Raw genomic sequence first — 13,532 nt, 5'->3', positions numbered from 1 at the left:
GGAGGAATTGCAAGGTTGGCAAATAGCCTTCTATGCTCACAGGTGGACTTCAACTATGCAAAGAGGAGCTGGTCATGAATTCAGCCAACGTTCCAAAGACAGCTTCAGTTCATAGGTGATCGGCGCCATTGGTAATCGTACAGTGTCGTGAGCTATCCAATTTTTGCGGGCAAGCAGCCATTTTAGGGGTGCTGGATTGGATTCTTGGAACAGGAGCTGGATCAAAGGCAGCAGTTGATCGAATGCTTTTTTGGCATCGACAAATCTATCTTTGTCGGCAAGACGAAACACGTTGATAAAGGCGTCTGTTTCCACATTTGCGGCCGCCAGTATGCCGCCGGAAGCTCCTGCCGCTAACATGGCATGGAACAAAATGTCCTCACCGCAAAGCACAGGCTTGCAATCGAAACGGGTCAATTCGGAAATGAGTCCGATACTGCCCGAGCTATCTTTTAAACCGATCACACCATCCAGCTCCATAATTCTCCTCGTAGTATCAGCGGTTAGCCGAACGCCGGTACGGGAAGGGATTTCATAGGCTATAACGGGGACTCCAACCTGTGCGGCTCTCCTGAAATGCTCGATAATTCCCTCTTGGGATGGGCGGCTATAGTACGGAACTACGACAAGAACAGCATCGGCGCCAAGTCGTCCTGCCATTTCCGTTCGTTTCACGGTAGAGGCCGTATCATTGGTTCCTGTGCCGATAATGACAGGTATGCTGCTGCCTGGCATGCTTTTTTTGGTCGCTTTCACGAGGGAGGCCACTTCCTCCCAAGAGACAGTCGGCGATTCCCCAGTTGTCCCGTTAATGACCAGGCCTTGAATGTTGTGCTCCAGCAGCTTCCCCAAATAGTTTTGGTACGAAGCTAAATCAAGCCCCCCGTTTGGCAAGAAGGGAGTAACAACAGGTACAAAAATCCCTTTCAGATCTTCTTCATTCAACATAAAACAACACCTCCAGTAATTTGATGATTTGCGCTTTGTGGCTTGTGGTTTGCGCTTTGTGATTTGTGAGTTCATAATAACATGGATTTTGTCATCACAGTTATCTATAATAAATGATGAGTGTTATCAATAATATTGAAGTGGTGAGGAAATGGATTTAGTCTATTTGCATACATTCCGGGAGGTGGCCATGCGCCAAAGCTTTACCCGGGCAGCTGAAGAGCTGGGATACGCGCAGTCTAGTGTTACTACACAAATTCAAAAGCTGGAGAAAGCATACAATGTGAAATTGTTCGAGCGCTATGGAAGAGGGCTTCGTCTTACTTCATCCGGAGAGGAGCTGCTAAAAATTGCTGTGCCCATGCTTGATCTGTATCAGCAGTCGAAGGAAACGATAACCCGGCAGGCAGGGGGAACGCTATCGATCGGATCGATTGATTCCATTGCTTCTTACTACCTTCCACCTTTTATTCAACAAATTAGGCATAGGTTTCCTGATCTCACGATTCGTCTGCTGCCTGACCAGGAATCTTTAATCGTAGACAAGGTTAAGGAAGGCGATATTGATGTTGGTTTTGTGCTGGACAATAAACCGGCGGACGCCTCTCTTCAATGGGTAACCATTAGAGAAGAACCTCTGATTCTGATCTGCAGGCCCGGGCATTCCCTTACTGCGCTTGAGCAAGTAGGCATCGATGATCTCAGCGGCGTGGAATGGATTATGGCCGAGGATAGCTGTAATTATCGGATCATGCTGGAAAAGGTACTAAGAGGGAAAAAAATAGCATACCGAATTGGTTTGGAGCTTGGGAATCCGGAAGCGATTAAACGGTGCGTCATGTCTGGTTCCGGGATTTCGTTACTGCCGCGAATTGTGGCCGAAGAGGAGGTAAGGAGAGGGGAGCTGGCTGTACTGCCTTTTTCACACCCTGATATCCGCTTGGATCTGCAAATGTGTATTCACCCCAAGAAGTGGATGTCGCGACCCTTGCTAGCATTTATTGAAATGTTAAAATCTTGACTGATACCTTAGGGAGTAGTCTAAAATGAGACTGAGGTGATGAAATTGCTAATTAGCGAGGTTTCAAAAATATGTAAAGTAACTAAGAAGGCTATAAACTATTATGAACAGCAGGGCCTGCTAGAATTAAAGTACAATGATAATGGGTATAGATGCTTTACTGAATACGATGTAACTTTATTGAAAGAGATCACCGTACTTAGACAGCTTGGCATGAGTGTTTCTGACATAAAGTCAGTAATTACGAGTGAAGACAAACATAAAGCCTTGCATGCTTACAGATTAAAAAAAGAAATCCACCTGCAGCAAGTAAAAGCCCAATATGACTATTTGAATTATTTGTTAGAAAGTAATCCGACGATTGAAGAAGCATTCAATGAAATTGAGCACAAATTAAATGATCATGTACAGATCAAAGATAAATTGCTGCAAGCATTTCCGGGTAATTATGGGATGTATTTGTGTATGCATTTCGGAAGATTTTTAGATGGAAAACTTGATACTCCTGAAAAAATGGCAGCCTATCAGCGAATTGTTGAATTTCTTGATCATATTGCTAGTGTCGAGTTTCCAGAAGATTTGCAGCTGTATATGGCAGAGGCATTCGATTCATTAAGCAAGATTGATCTGCAAGTGATGGAGAAGGATATGGATAGCGCAGTAAATGATTATGCGAACTTCATGGAAGAAAATAAGGATAGGTTAGAACAGTATTTAGAGTATCGTAATTCAGAGGATTTTAAAGCTAGTCCCGCATATAGGATGCAACAAATTTTACTCGATTTTCAAAAAAACAATGGGTATTACGATATTTTTATCGCGAATCTACAAATATTAAGCAGCTCTTACCAAATGTATCAAGATAAACTACAGGCGGCAAATGAGCGATTCTTAGCTGAATACCCGCAAGCACAACAAATATTTATCCAATCGGAGGAGTCACTATGAAGCAGCTCCTCACTAACCATTTCCTGTTAGCGGGGGCTGCTAAATGATGTTTTTCGAGCATGATGAAATAAAGAATATCATTGTGTACCAGTGAGGGGTTGGAAATATGCTTGGTTTGCCTAAAGGAGAGGTACTTCTTGTCCCTTGGACAGAACAATGGGGAGAAGAATTTCTATTGGAGAAACGCAGAATAGAATCTGGAAATGGTGCGTATCCTTTGGTCATTCACCATATTGGAAGCACCGCTGTCCAGAGTTTAAGTGCGAAGCCTATTATTGATATTGCTATTGAAATTATGCGGTTTGAGGATGGCGTTCAATGTGTTCCTCACTTAGAGCAAATCGGTTATTCCTATAAAGGAACTAATATTCTTCCTGAGAGGCATTATTTCAGTAAAGGGGAGCCAAGAACCCATCAGATCCACATGTTTCAAACTGGCAGCGAGCATCTAATAAGACAAGTGGCATTTAGAGATCACTTAAATCAAAATGAAAGCGATCGAAGATCATACCAAGAGCTTAAAGAGAACCTAGCTAAGACATATACGACTGACAAATGGGCTTATGCAGATGCCAAAACAGATTTTGTTCATTCTATCATGCGGAAACTTGGGTTTGAGAATTAATTTTGTGATCGGTCTATTTTTTAGCAGACATATCAAAATCAACCTCCTCAATAAATTCAATAATTTCACCATTTGGGCTGTGGATTACAGCGTTTTTTACCAAAAGGGGTGGAATACCCAGGGAAAGCTGCCCCGGTTCTACAAAAGCCTTTGCTCCATGATTAAGGGCTTTTTGATATATTTCCTCTACATTATTTACATAAAATGCGAAATGCAATAACGCTCCGTGAGCTACATCCTCTTCAGACGAGGCTTTTTTTCCTTGAGCCGGAATGACCGCTTCGTTATCAAAAATTTCAATACAGGTTCTCTGGTCAGGAGAAATAAGCATGGAAGCTTCTTTGATCAAAAAGGAAGGCAGACTCCAATGATGCCCTATTTTAAACCCTAAAACTTCAGTATAAAATGCAATGGTTGCTTGATAATCTTTAGCTTGTATGGCCACATGTGCAAGGCCTTTTACACTCATTTATAATCTCTCCTCGATATATAGAAATAGAAGTTGTTTTTATTATAGTGGTATTATTCCACGTGGTATATGCAAAACATAAGGAAATCATGTTAAAATAATTATTGAAAATAAGTTAATTTATATAAAACACCTTACTTTATAATATTACATAAGGAGGCGCCACATATGGACCCTATAATCGATGACATTGATAAAAAAATAATGCAATTACTGCAGCACAATGCACGAATGCCTATTTCTCAGATCAGCAAAGAAATTTCCATGTCTCAGCCTTCGGTTAAAGAAAGGATAATAAAGCTGGAAGAGAAAAAAATTATTTCCGAGTATTGTACCGTATTTAATTTACGGGATTTGGATCGAGGGACGACCACTTTTATTCTAATAAAGACAGAACATTGCCAAGAGTTAGTTGATTTTTGTAAAGAGGCCAGAGAAGTAACGGATTTGTTTCGCATAAGCGGGGAATTTAATTATCTTCTTAAAGTACAAACGGCATCGATAGAGGAGCTTGCAGAATTTCAAGATTCACTTGTACAGCTCGGTCCTTCTAAATCTCATATTAGTATGAAAAATATATTAGAAAACAGGATTTTACTGTGAAACAGCCCCCGTATGAATTAATTTGCAAATGAGCTCCTCATAAAAAGCAAAGAGAATGTATTTTGGTTAATTCCCAATATACACTCTCTTTTTTATTTGGTAAAATATTGAATATATTTATACATATTATTGGGGGGAAACGGGTGGAGAAAGAGATTATAGAGGAGATTTATCGCGTTGTTGATGAATATTTTACGGAGCCTGAGCTCAATAAACTGATAAAAGTATTTGTGGAAGAGAAGAACGTCGAGCGTTCCACCTGGTCCAGTATAACACGGAGTGTGCATGGCATGCTGGGTGGTGATTCACCTGCGATTCATCGTGCCGCGGCGCTGACCGAGGTGGTTATGCTGGCCCTGGATATGATTGATGACCTGCAGGATCAGGATAATTGGAGCAAGCCTTGGATGAGCTGCCCGCAGGCCTATACCTTGAATGGAATTCTTGGATTTCTCATTACGTTCATGGGTGAACTGAGCACCTTTAATACCGGGGATTCAAGTCAGCCGGCGCTCCCGGCCAAGGAAATTAGCAGGCTTCTGGCCAGAGCTGTTCACGGACAGCAGCTGGATATTAATGGATCCATTCAGACCGAACAAGACTACATTCTTATGGTACAGCAAAAATCAGGATCATTGATTCAATTAGCCTGCTACATGGGTTATGCGCTTATTGAACATCTCGATCAAGAGCAAATAGATCGCTTGAACGAATTATCTTACTGCATTGGCATCATAGCTCAGATTGGAAATGATGTTAATGATCTGCAGCGTTACGATGTAAAAAATGATTTATTGCAAAAAAAACGCACGCTGCCTATTCTTTTTCTACTAGAGGACAGTCCGAAGGAATTCCCGATTCTTACAGAGTATTATGAGGGAAGAGTTTCGAAGGAGGATTTTCTTCTAAAAAAATTAGATTGCCTGGCTTATGTAAAAGCCTCAGGCTGCCTTGAGTATTCACAGATCATTCAAGCGCTTTACAAGGAACGAGCCGAGAAACTGCTGGAAACTATTCCCGATTCTCTTTGGAAAGACCAGTTCGTTGCCGTTACAATCGGATAAATGCTGTAAATGCTGCCAGTGGCCATGTATGGTACATAATCCTTTTCGCTCAGTTGCAGACGCTTGATGTCTGTCCGTTTGAGAGTGGCTTGTTCTGCACTTGGTAGCTGAGAGAGGTAAGGACTGTGGGAGGAAGAGCGATAGCGTCCGCCTTTAAAGATTGGTTCCAACCTTACATCCATTCCATTCAAGGGAACAAATCTTTAACAGCGGCTGGAGCCCACAGTCCTTACCTCCTTCCATGCACCCAGGTAATGAACACGCATATCAAAGGACGCCCAAAGGCGTCCATTTTTATTGAACGACCTTCTGCTTAAAAATCTCATACAAGCCAAGCGTAGCCGCGCCCATAGCTGCCCCATATTTCTTCCAGTGGGAAGAGACAACCGGGGTGGCTCCATAGGGAGAGTTTTCTTTTTTATTTATGGCCGTTACGAGCTTGTCGAAAAACAGTCCGTTTTCGGTAATCCAGCCGCCAAGAATCATTTTCTGCGGATTCAGCATTTGCAGCGTTCTGGCGCAGTAGTTGGCAATATCCGCAATCATGTACTCCGCACGCTCACGATAGGGCTCGATGCCCGACAGCCCCAGCTCAATGAAAGTCCGGATCGTCTCATCTGCGGACAGAGCCTCAAACTGCCCAGGGAAATCCTCCTTCAGCTTGCCCGCCAGAACTTGCGTGCAGTAGGGCTCGAAATATTCGGTTTTACCAGCTGTTCCACGCGCACCATGATAAACCTGGCCGTTCAGTACAATACCAGCGCCTGTTCCATAGTCGATCATGATAAAGACCGTGGTGTGATCTCCCTTGGCAGCTCCGCTGAAACGTTCGGCAAACCCGGCAGCATCGAGGTCATTCGTCACCAGTACGGGAATCGACAAAGCCTCCTCCATTACAGATAACAAGGGAAAGTTATGAAGCTTTAAATAATGGGAGGTAATGACAACACTTTGCTTATCATCAAGCCTTCCCGGGACAGAAATGCCAACACGCCTGATCAGGCTTTGAGGAATATTCTGCTTCTCGATAAAGGAGTGGGTAAGACTAACCAGGTCCGAACGAAGCTGCTCCTCCCCAACGAGGGACTTGAGGCCTTGGTTGGCGATCAGCTCCCCATGCAAATTCAGCAGAACGCAGTGAGCGGGCGAGCTTGCAAGGTCGATACCCAGGACGTAACCCCCGTCGGCCTTTATATTCAGGAGTGTCATTTTACGCCCGACACCAGAGCCTGTTGTCCCGATTTCATGTACGAGTTCTTGACGTATCATGTCATCGATCAGTATCGATACGGTAGTTGGGCTGAGCTTGGTTTTACGTGATAAGTCAACGCGGGAAATAGGTCCATTGTCAAAGATCGTATGAAGCAGCGTGGACTTGTTAATTTCTCTCAGCATTTGCTGATTGCCTATTTTGATCATGATCATTTCTCCAGGTCACATTCATATTTCGATACTTTTTCTTTATTATACCACAACAATTGGAAGGATATAGGTGAGCAGCAGAAGCTTTCTACGGTAGTATCCTTAATTAATTTTACTGATGGAATAATAAGAGGTGGAAAATCGTTTCCTTACTCAAATTATAGGTATAAGAAACCAGCCTGTCAACATAGATATCATATATTTCCAGCGTTTAAAGCCAATAAAGCTAACTTTTTAAGTGAAATAAATTTCGTTGACAAAAGAATCGGAGGCAAATATAATAATCTCAAATCGGTCGAACAAAATTTTTTAGTTAATTAATTTGTCCGATGGAATAAATAATTAAACAAGCAGCAGCCCACCTCCCGCGAATGGAGCAAGTCTTTACTTAACGATGTTTTTCATCGTTAAAGCAAGTGCTTTCGGGTCAATCAGCTATGTTAGTGATGTTTTTCATCGTTAAAAGAGGTCGAATGGCCCTCTCCGGGTGGATAAAAGGGATTTAACGATGTTTTTCATTGTTAAAGTAAGATGTGGAGGCGAATTGGTGCTTTTAGCGATGAAAAACATCGTTAAGTAGCAGGCAGGTAGCAGGCGGGGCTCTTGGGGGATACTAGAGTGAATAAATCCCGATTACACAGTGCAGCTTTTCAGTGGAAAAGTAGACGGTGTGTGACCATTCATCCTCCTAAGGGAATCAGAAAGGAAGCTCAGATTATCCTATCGCCACTATCCCTTTCCCTCAGGAAAGAAACCTCTGCTGGCTGTCCGTTTGAGCTTGGTGTTCGTGATGATTCGAGCGATCGTAGCTGAGAAGAGGGGATGGCTGTGGGAGGAAGAGCGGAAGCGTCCGCCTTTAAAGATTTGTTCCTACCTCCTCATCATTACCATTCAAGGGAACAAATCTTTAACAGCGGCTGGAGCCCACAGCCATTCCCTCCTCCATGCACCAACGTCACTAACACGCTCCTCAAAGGACGCCGCAAGACGTTTTTCTTAGAAATGTAATCGCTTTATATTTGATATTTGGACTAAGCCAGGGAGGTGCTGGAGCTTGATTAAATGATGATTCCTAGAAATGAGATGCACCTTAGGCAGACTTAATAGTTATCAACAGAGGGGATGGGAACTGCCATGTCATCATGGTTGAATCAAGCCGCTTTTAAGAGTTTTAAGAAATATAAAGTATTGTATCTAATGATTCTTCCGGGAATTCTCTATTTATTGATCAACAATTATATTCCGATGTTCGGCATTATTATTGCATTCAAGGACATTGATTTTTCGAAGGGGCTTTTGGGTGGCGACTGGATTGGATTTAGAAACTTCGAATATTTGTTTAAAACGGCGGAAGCTTATGTGATAACCCGAAATACGATTTTGTATAACGTTGCATTCATTGTGCTGAATTTAATATTTTCCGTCGCCATGGCCATTCTGTTGAATGAATTGAAGAACCGCTTTTTATCCCGTTTCTATCAGAGTGTTATTTTGCTTCCGTATCTCATTTCTTCTGTCATTATTGGTTACTTGGTGTTTTCGCTACTGAGCATGGAAACTGGTTTCATTAATAAAAGTATTTTGCCTTTGCTTGGCCTGCCGGAGATCATGTGGTACACCGAGCCTAAATTTTGGCCGTATATTTTAACGATCGTAAAGATATGGAGTGGGGTGGGTTACTTATGCATTATCTACTTTGCTGCGGTAGTTGGCATCGATCATGAATACTATGAAGCTGCGACGATAGACGGTGCCGGTAAAATTCAGCAGATTTGGCACATTACGATTCCTTCGATTATTCCAATTATTGTGATTATGACACTGCTGCAAATTGGAAGGATCTTTTATGCCGACTTTGGTCTGTTTTATCAAGTTCCGCTGGATTCGGGTCCCTTGCAGCCGACTACCAATGTGCTGGATACGTATGTATATCGCGCTTTGCTCAAGAACGGTGATATCGGGATGGCTTCTGCTGCGGGCTTGTACCAGTCGGTTGTTGGCTTTGGCTTGATTCTGATCTCTAATTATATCGTGAAAAAAAGAAATCCGGACAACGCACTGTTCTAGGAGGGGAAGCCAGTGAACAAAAACAAGCTGGAGCAAGGATTGATCCAAGTTATCTTTGCGGTTATTGCTGTATGTTGCCTAATTCCGTTTTGGCTTCTGATTTCAGCATCATTGACAGATGAGAACGCGATTATTCAGAACGGTTACTCTTTCTTTCCTGGTAAGTTCAGTCTGGAAAGCTACCGGTTTTTATTTCAGGATTCGTCAGTCATTTTCAACGCCTATGGAGTTTCCATATTTGTTACGGTGATAGGCACGTTTGCAAGCCTTGCGATCATGACGCTGTTAGCCTATCCGTTATCCAAAAAGGATATGCCGCTGCGCAATTTCTTTTCATTTTTCATTTTTTTCACGATGCTCTTTAATGGAGGGCTGGTGTCGACTTACTTGATGTACACGAATCTCTTCGATATTAAGAATACGCTGCTGGCCTTGATTATTCCTGGGCTTTTGGTAAACGCTTTCTATGTGATTTTGTTGCGAACCTTTTTTTCTGTATCGATCCCGGGTGCTGTGCTGGAGTCGGCGCATATAGACGGGGCTGGGGAATTCAAAATTTTTCTGCAAATGGTGCTGCCGCTCTCGCTTCCCGTTTTGGCTACAGTAGGCTTGTTTCAAGTGATCAATTACTGGAATGATTGGTTCAATGGACTGATTTATATTACGGACAACCGGTATTACAGCATTCAGGTTTTGCTAAACACAATTTTGTTGAATGTTCAGTACTTGCTTGATAATGCGGAGTATTCCAGCAGGGTGGATGAAGCGGGGACGATTCCCACTCAGGGGGTTCGGATCGCGATAGCTGTGATCGGCGTGCTGCCCATCCTGGTTGCATATCCCTTTTTTCAAAAGTATTTTGTCAAGGGCTTGACTGTCGGGGCTATCAAAGGTTGAGTGTCCATATGTTTCTCGAAAGGGGGTGAGGCGTTCCAAGAGCGGAAGGGTTGATGGGCGGCTTTCATTAGCACAAGTGAGATCAAGTAATATAGCTATTAGGCTAATAGGGAGGACAAAACAAAATGAAAATTTGCATTGGCGGCTTTTCTTTTTTTAATACGATGAACGAGGGGAAGATGGACACCTTCGGTTACCTGGAATCCTCAAAGTACAGATATAACCTTAGCTCGGTCGATCTATGGAACGGGTCCTTTCTGGGGACGCGCCAAGATATTTTCAAACTGCCTGAGGAGGATTATATTCAAAAGCTGCGTGAAGCCCTGGATGAAAAAGAAATGACAGTCATCAATTTCGCAGTCGATGGAGCTCATCTGTGGGACGCAGATCCTGATAAACGAAAGATGCTGTACAGCAATGCAGTCGCCTATTTGAAGATAGCTGATACACTAGGGGCAAAAACGATTCGCATTGACACCGGCGACAAGCAATCCGTTCCTGTGAGCGAAGAGCAGTTCGAATACACAGTCAAACAATTTCAGGATTTGAGTGTACGTGCAGCCGATTTAGGTCTTGTTGTCGGACCGGAGAATCATATGGGTTCTTCACAAAGTCCACATTATTTGAAAAGAGTGGCCGAAGCGGTAAATCAACCGAACTTTGGGATTCTGCTTCATATGGGCCGCTGGTCGGAGGATCAGGAAATCGGTGATATCCTAGTTGCTCCATGGGTCTACCATACTCATTTTGACGGTAAGACTGTGGGGACGGACAGAGGAGCACAGCTCGTTCAAACGCTGCTGGACGCCGGATATGAAGGTTATTGGGGAATTGAATACAATGCTCCCAGCAATCAATATTTGGAGATGGAATGGGCAATTGCTTCGGTTAAGCGGATTTTGACACATGCCGGAAAAAATGATTGAGAACAAGATTGAATAAGAATGATTGGAAAATGGATCTATAAATATTGAAAATAGAGGGAGAGAAATCAGAATGGGAAGAAAAATACGGGTTGCTATTATTGGGGCAGGATTGATCGGCAAAGCTCATCTGAGGAACTACGCAACTATTCAGGATGTCGAGGTTGTAGCGATTTGCGATCTTAACGAGCAAGAAGCTAGGAATGTGGCAGAGCAGTTTCATATTCCGAATGTATACTCCGATTTCAAGGAATTGCTGAAGCGCGATGATATTGAGGCCGTTGATGTATGCCTTCACAATAACCTGCATGCTCCTGTGACGATCGCTGCTTTTCAGGCAGGCAAGGATGTTTATTGTGAGAAGCCGATTGCCGGAACCTACAAGGATGGGGAGATCATGCTGAACTCGGCCAAAGAATACGGGAAAAGGCTGCATGTTCAACTGGGAACGCTGTACCGGAAAGAGACAAAAGCAGCTAAGGCGCTTATTGATGGAGATATGCTAGGGAAAATTTATCACGCCAGAGCTACTGGGCATCGTCGCAGAGGTCGTCCCTTTATAGATGGCTATGGAACGCCGGCATTCCTGAATAAAGCGATTGCGGCAGGCGGAGCCTTAATTGATATGGGCGTTTATCATATCGCGCAAATGCTTTATTTGATGGACGCTCCCAAGGTTGAGCGAGTTTCCGGTAAAGGCTACAGAGAGATCGCCATGGATCCGAAGAGGGCCCAGGAAGCGGTATTTGATGTAGAGGAGCTGGGACTTGGCCTCGTCAAATTTGATGGTGGCGCGACTTTGGACGTTTATGAGGCATGGAGCATCCATCTTGGCGGTATTGAAGGCTGCAGCCTTGTCGGGACGAAAGGTGGAGTCAAGATGCCTGCCTATTCCGATCAGGCTGTATTGGCGCCATTCAGCTACCATACAACAGCCTGTGATATGGACCTGAATTGTACAGTCAATTTGGATGAGATGGATGGACGATGGAACCATTTGAAAGAAAACTATGATGCCTACCAATCCTCCCAGCATCACTGGGTAGCTGCGCTGCAAGGAAGGGTGGACCTGCTTCCAACTGCTCAAATTGCTTTGCAGACCATGCTTATCAGTGAGGGAATCTACTTGTCTGATCAACTGGGACGCGAGGTAAGCGGGGATGAGATTATTGAGCAGTCCAAGTCGACGGCTATCCAATTATAAGGCGGATCTAGTTAAGGGGGGATGTGTTTCTAATGGCCGAGCTTTCAGTCGGAGAAAGTGCAAAATCACTATCAACTCTTAAGCGATTCAATTTCTTTTTGTACGGAACGATTGCGATTCTAACGTCCTTTTTTCCGCTTTATTTTCAGGAAATTGGGCTAAGTAAAATTGAGATCGGCATGATCATGGCCGGCGGGCCCTTTATCTCGATATTTGCCAATCCATTCTGGGGATACTGGAGCGACCGGCTGCAAAATGTAAGAAAAATTCTGGTTATCCTATTGATTGGTAATTTGATTGCCTCCATTGCCGTTTTTCAGTTAAGGGAATATACACTGATTTTTGCGGTAATGCTGGTGTTCTTTTTCTTCAACAGCCCTACCTTTTCGCAGAGCAACAGTCTGATCCTGAACGCTATCGAGAATACGAAGCATAAATTCGGAGCTTTTCGGTTATGGGGATCGTTGGGATGGGCCATCATTGCTGTATTAGCGGGACCCGTGATTAGCCGGATGGGACTGTTGAACCTCTGGGTACTGTACGGAATCATGATGATCGTCTCTCTCTTGTTTACAATTGGCTTGCCGAGAGGGAATATCGTTTCTAAAGCGAAGACGGCAAAGCAAAGCTATTGGAAAGTGATGTTTTCCAGTAAAATTTTCTTCAGCTTTGTGGTGCTCGGGGTGCTGATTTCGGTGCCAAATTCCATTAATCAGACGTTTGTGTCCTTATATATTTCCAACCTTGGGGGCTCCAAAGAATTGATTGGCTGGTCTGTTTTTCTGTCAGCGATATTTGAAATTCCTGTATTTCTGTTGTTTGACCGGTTTCTGAAAAAATCAACCAAGATGATGATCGGCTGTTTGGTCGTTATCAGTGTACTTTTTACAATTCGTTGGCTGTTGATGTCGGTCGTTGGTGGCCCTATGCATATTGTATTTATTCAAGTTCTGCATTGCATTACATTTGGGGGCTACTATTACGTAGGTACCAGCCTGTCGGCTCATTTGATTCCAAGCGAATACAGGGCAACTGGCCAGGCGATATATGCTCTTACTTGGGGAGGTATATCGGGAATTGTGGCTGGTCTGATGGGGGGCTGGATGTTCGATTATTTGGGACCGAGAGTTATGTACGAAATTAGCGCGGTTATTTCCCTGGCAGGCGTTGTCGGTTTTCTCGTGATGTGGCTGAGGGTTAGGAAAACGGACTAAAGGTTCCGTGTGAGAACGGGAAATGGGTGGGATATAGGCTATAGGTATTATGGTTACTGTATCCGCCCATCTCTTTTGAGTCTGGAGTAAGCGCTTACGTTTCATGTTAATTTTGGGATATCCAACA

13 protein-coding genes are annotated in these 13,532 nt (G+C 43.6%); 10 read left to right on the top strand and 3 right to left on the bottom strand.

The features are described 5' to 3' along the window. Positions 1 to 72: 72 nt before the first annotated feature. Entirely contained in the window at positions 73 to 948 is an 876-nt protein-coding gene (gene dapA / locus J2Z66_RS33715) for a 4-hydroxy-tetrahydrodipicolinate synthase (RefSeq protein WP_209977174.1), read from the bottom strand. Positions 949 to 1,099: 151 nt separating this feature from the next. On the opposite strand from dapA, the gene J2Z66_RS33710 reads away from it, so the two are divergent. From J2Z66_RS33710 to J2Z66_RS33700, 3 genes are all read left to right on the top strand, one after another. Next, complete coding sequence (locus J2Z66_RS33710) at positions 1,100 to 1,969, top strand: LysR family transcriptional regulator (protein ID WP_209977173.1); 870 nt, start codon at positions 1,100 to 1,102, stop codon at positions 1,967 to 1,969. 39 nt (positions 1,970 to 2,008) lie between these two features. After that, positions 2,009 to 2,917: a MerR family transcriptional regulator gene (locus tag J2Z66_RS33705; protein WP_209977172.1), complete on the top strand. Its 909-nt coding sequence runs from the start codon at positions 2,009 to 2,011 to the stop codon at positions 2,915 to 2,917. 106 nt (positions 2,918 to 3,023) lie between these two features. Further along, entirely contained in the window at positions 3,024 to 3,542 is a 519-nt protein-coding gene (locus J2Z66_RS33700; protein WP_209977171.1) for a GrpB family protein, read from the top strand. A gap of 13 nt (positions 3,543 to 3,555) precedes the next feature. On the opposite strand, the gene J2Z66_RS33695 is transcribed toward J2Z66_RS33700, so the two are convergent. Next, positions 3,556 to 4,011 (bottom strand): VOC family protein, encoded by a 456-nt coding sequence (locus J2Z66_RS33695; protein ID WP_209977170.1) that lies wholly within the window; start codon positions 4,009 to 4,011, stop codon positions 3,556 to 3,558. Positions 4,012 to 4,179: 168 nt separating this feature from the next. Between J2Z66_RS33695 and J2Z66_RS33690 the strand changes: the two genes are divergently transcribed. Together J2Z66_RS33690 and J2Z66_RS33685 are read left to right on the top strand one after the other, a co-directional pair. Continuing rightward, positions 4,180 to 4,614 carry an Lrp/AsnC family transcriptional regulator gene (locus tag J2Z66_RS33690; RefSeq protein WP_209977169.1) on the top strand — a complete coding sequence of 145 codons (435 nt, stop codon included), beginning with the start codon at positions 4,180 to 4,182 and terminating at the stop codon, positions 4,612 to 4,614. A gap of 143 nt (positions 4,615 to 4,757) precedes the next feature. Next, the gene (locus tag J2Z66_RS33685; RefSeq protein ID WP_209977168.1) at positions 4,758 to 5,678 is read left to right on the top strand and encodes a polyprenyl synthetase family protein; all 921 of its coding nucleotides are present in this window, start codon (positions 4,758 to 4,760) and stop codon (positions 5,676 to 5,678) included. A gap of 294 nt (positions 5,679 to 5,972) precedes the next feature. Here the strand turns inward: J2Z66_RS33685 and J2Z66_RS33680 are convergent, their stop codons facing one another. Next, complete coding sequence (locus J2Z66_RS33680; protein WP_209977167.1) at positions 5,973 to 7,097, bottom strand: ROK family transcriptional regulator; 1,125 nt, start codon at positions 7,095 to 7,097, stop codon at positions 5,973 to 5,975. A gap of 1,137 nt (positions 7,098 to 8,234) precedes the next feature. On the opposite strand from J2Z66_RS33680, the gene J2Z66_RS33675 reads away from it, so the two are divergent. From J2Z66_RS33675 to J2Z66_RS33655, 5 genes are all read left to right on the top strand, one after another. Next, on the top strand, positions 8,235 to 9,167 hold the full coding sequence (locus J2Z66_RS33675) for an ABC transporter permease (protein ID WP_245376047.1): 933 nt from the start codon (positions 8,235 to 8,237) through the stop codon (positions 9,165 to 9,167). 12 nt (positions 9,168 to 9,179) lie between these two features. After that, positions 9,180 to 10,064 (top strand): carbohydrate ABC transporter permease, encoded by an 885-nt coding sequence (locus J2Z66_RS33670; RefSeq protein WP_209977166.1) that lies wholly within the window; start codon positions 9,180 to 9,182, stop codon positions 10,062 to 10,064. Positions 10,065 to 10,189: 125 nt separating this feature from the next. Beyond that, positions 10,190 to 10,990 (top strand): sugar phosphate isomerase/epimerase family protein, encoded by an 801-nt coding sequence (locus tag J2Z66_RS33665; RefSeq protein ID WP_209977165.1) that lies wholly within the window; start codon positions 10,190 to 10,192, stop codon positions 10,988 to 10,990. Positions 10,991 to 11,060: 70 nt separating this feature from the next. Further along, positions 11,061 to 12,191, top strand: coding sequence for a Gfo/Idh/MocA family protein (locus tag J2Z66_RS33660; protein WP_209977164.1), 1,131 nt, complete (start codon positions 11,061 to 11,063; stop codon positions 12,189 to 12,191). Positions 12,192 to 12,223: 32 nt separating this feature from the next. Further along, on the top strand, positions 12,224 to 13,405 hold the full coding sequence (locus J2Z66_RS33655; protein ID WP_209977163.1) for an MFS transporter: 1,182 nt from the start codon (positions 12,224 to 12,226) through the stop codon (positions 13,403 to 13,405). Positions 13,406 to 13,532 lie beyond the last annotated feature (127 nt).

Origin of the sequence: Paenibacillus eucommiae (genome assembly GCF_017874215.1) — a bacterium.
Taxonomy (GTDB): Bacteria; Bacillota; Bacilli; order Paenibacillales; family NBRC-103111; genus Paenibacillus_AI; species Paenibacillus_AI eucommiae.
Note: the sequence above shows the minus strand (reverse complement) of the source record. Positions and strands in the feature narration are given on the sequence as shown.

Excerpts from the sequence above, each read along its gene's own strand:
- dapA (WP_209977174.1), bottom strand. The coding sequence starts at position 948 with ATGTTGAATGAAGAAGATCTGAAAGGGATTTTTGTACCTGTTGTTACT.
- J2Z66_RS33710 (WP_209977173.1), top strand. The coding sequence starts at position 1,100 with ATGGATTTAGTCTATTTGCATACATTCCGGGAGGTGGCCATGCGCCAA.
- J2Z66_RS33705 (WP_209977172.1), top strand. The coding sequence starts at position 2,009 with ATGAAATTGCTAATTAGCGAGGTTTCAAAAATATGTAAAGTAACTAAG.
- J2Z66_RS33700 (WP_209977171.1), top strand. The coding sequence starts at position 3,024 with ATGCTTGGTTTGCCTAAAGGAGAGGTACTTCTTGTCCCTTGGACAGAA.
- J2Z66_RS33695 (WP_209977170.1), bottom strand. The coding sequence starts at position 4,011 with ATGAGTGTAAAAGGCCTTGCACATGTGGCCATACAAGCTAAAGATTAT.
- J2Z66_RS33690 (WP_209977169.1), top strand. The coding sequence starts at position 4,180 with ATGGACCCTATAATCGATGACATTGATAAAAAAATAATGCAATTACTG.
- J2Z66_RS33680 (WP_209977167.1), bottom strand. The coding sequence starts at position 7,097 with ATGATCAAAATAGGCAATCAGCAAATGCTGAGAGAAATTAACAAGTCC.
- J2Z66_RS33675 (WP_245376047.1), top strand. The coding sequence starts at position 8,235 with ATGTCATCATGGTTGAATCAAGCCGCTTTTAAGAGTTTTAAGAAATAT.
- J2Z66_RS33665 (WP_209977165.1), top strand. The coding sequence starts at position 10,190 with ATGAAAATTTGCATTGGCGGCTTTTCTTTTTTTAATACGATGAACGAG.
- J2Z66_RS33660 (WP_209977164.1), top strand. The coding sequence starts at position 11,061 with ATGGGAAGAAAAATACGGGTTGCTATTATTGGGGCAGGATTGATCGGC.
- J2Z66_RS33655 (WP_209977163.1), top strand. The coding sequence starts at position 12,224 with ATGGCCGAGCTTTCAGTCGGAGAAAGTGCAAAATCACTATCAACTCTT.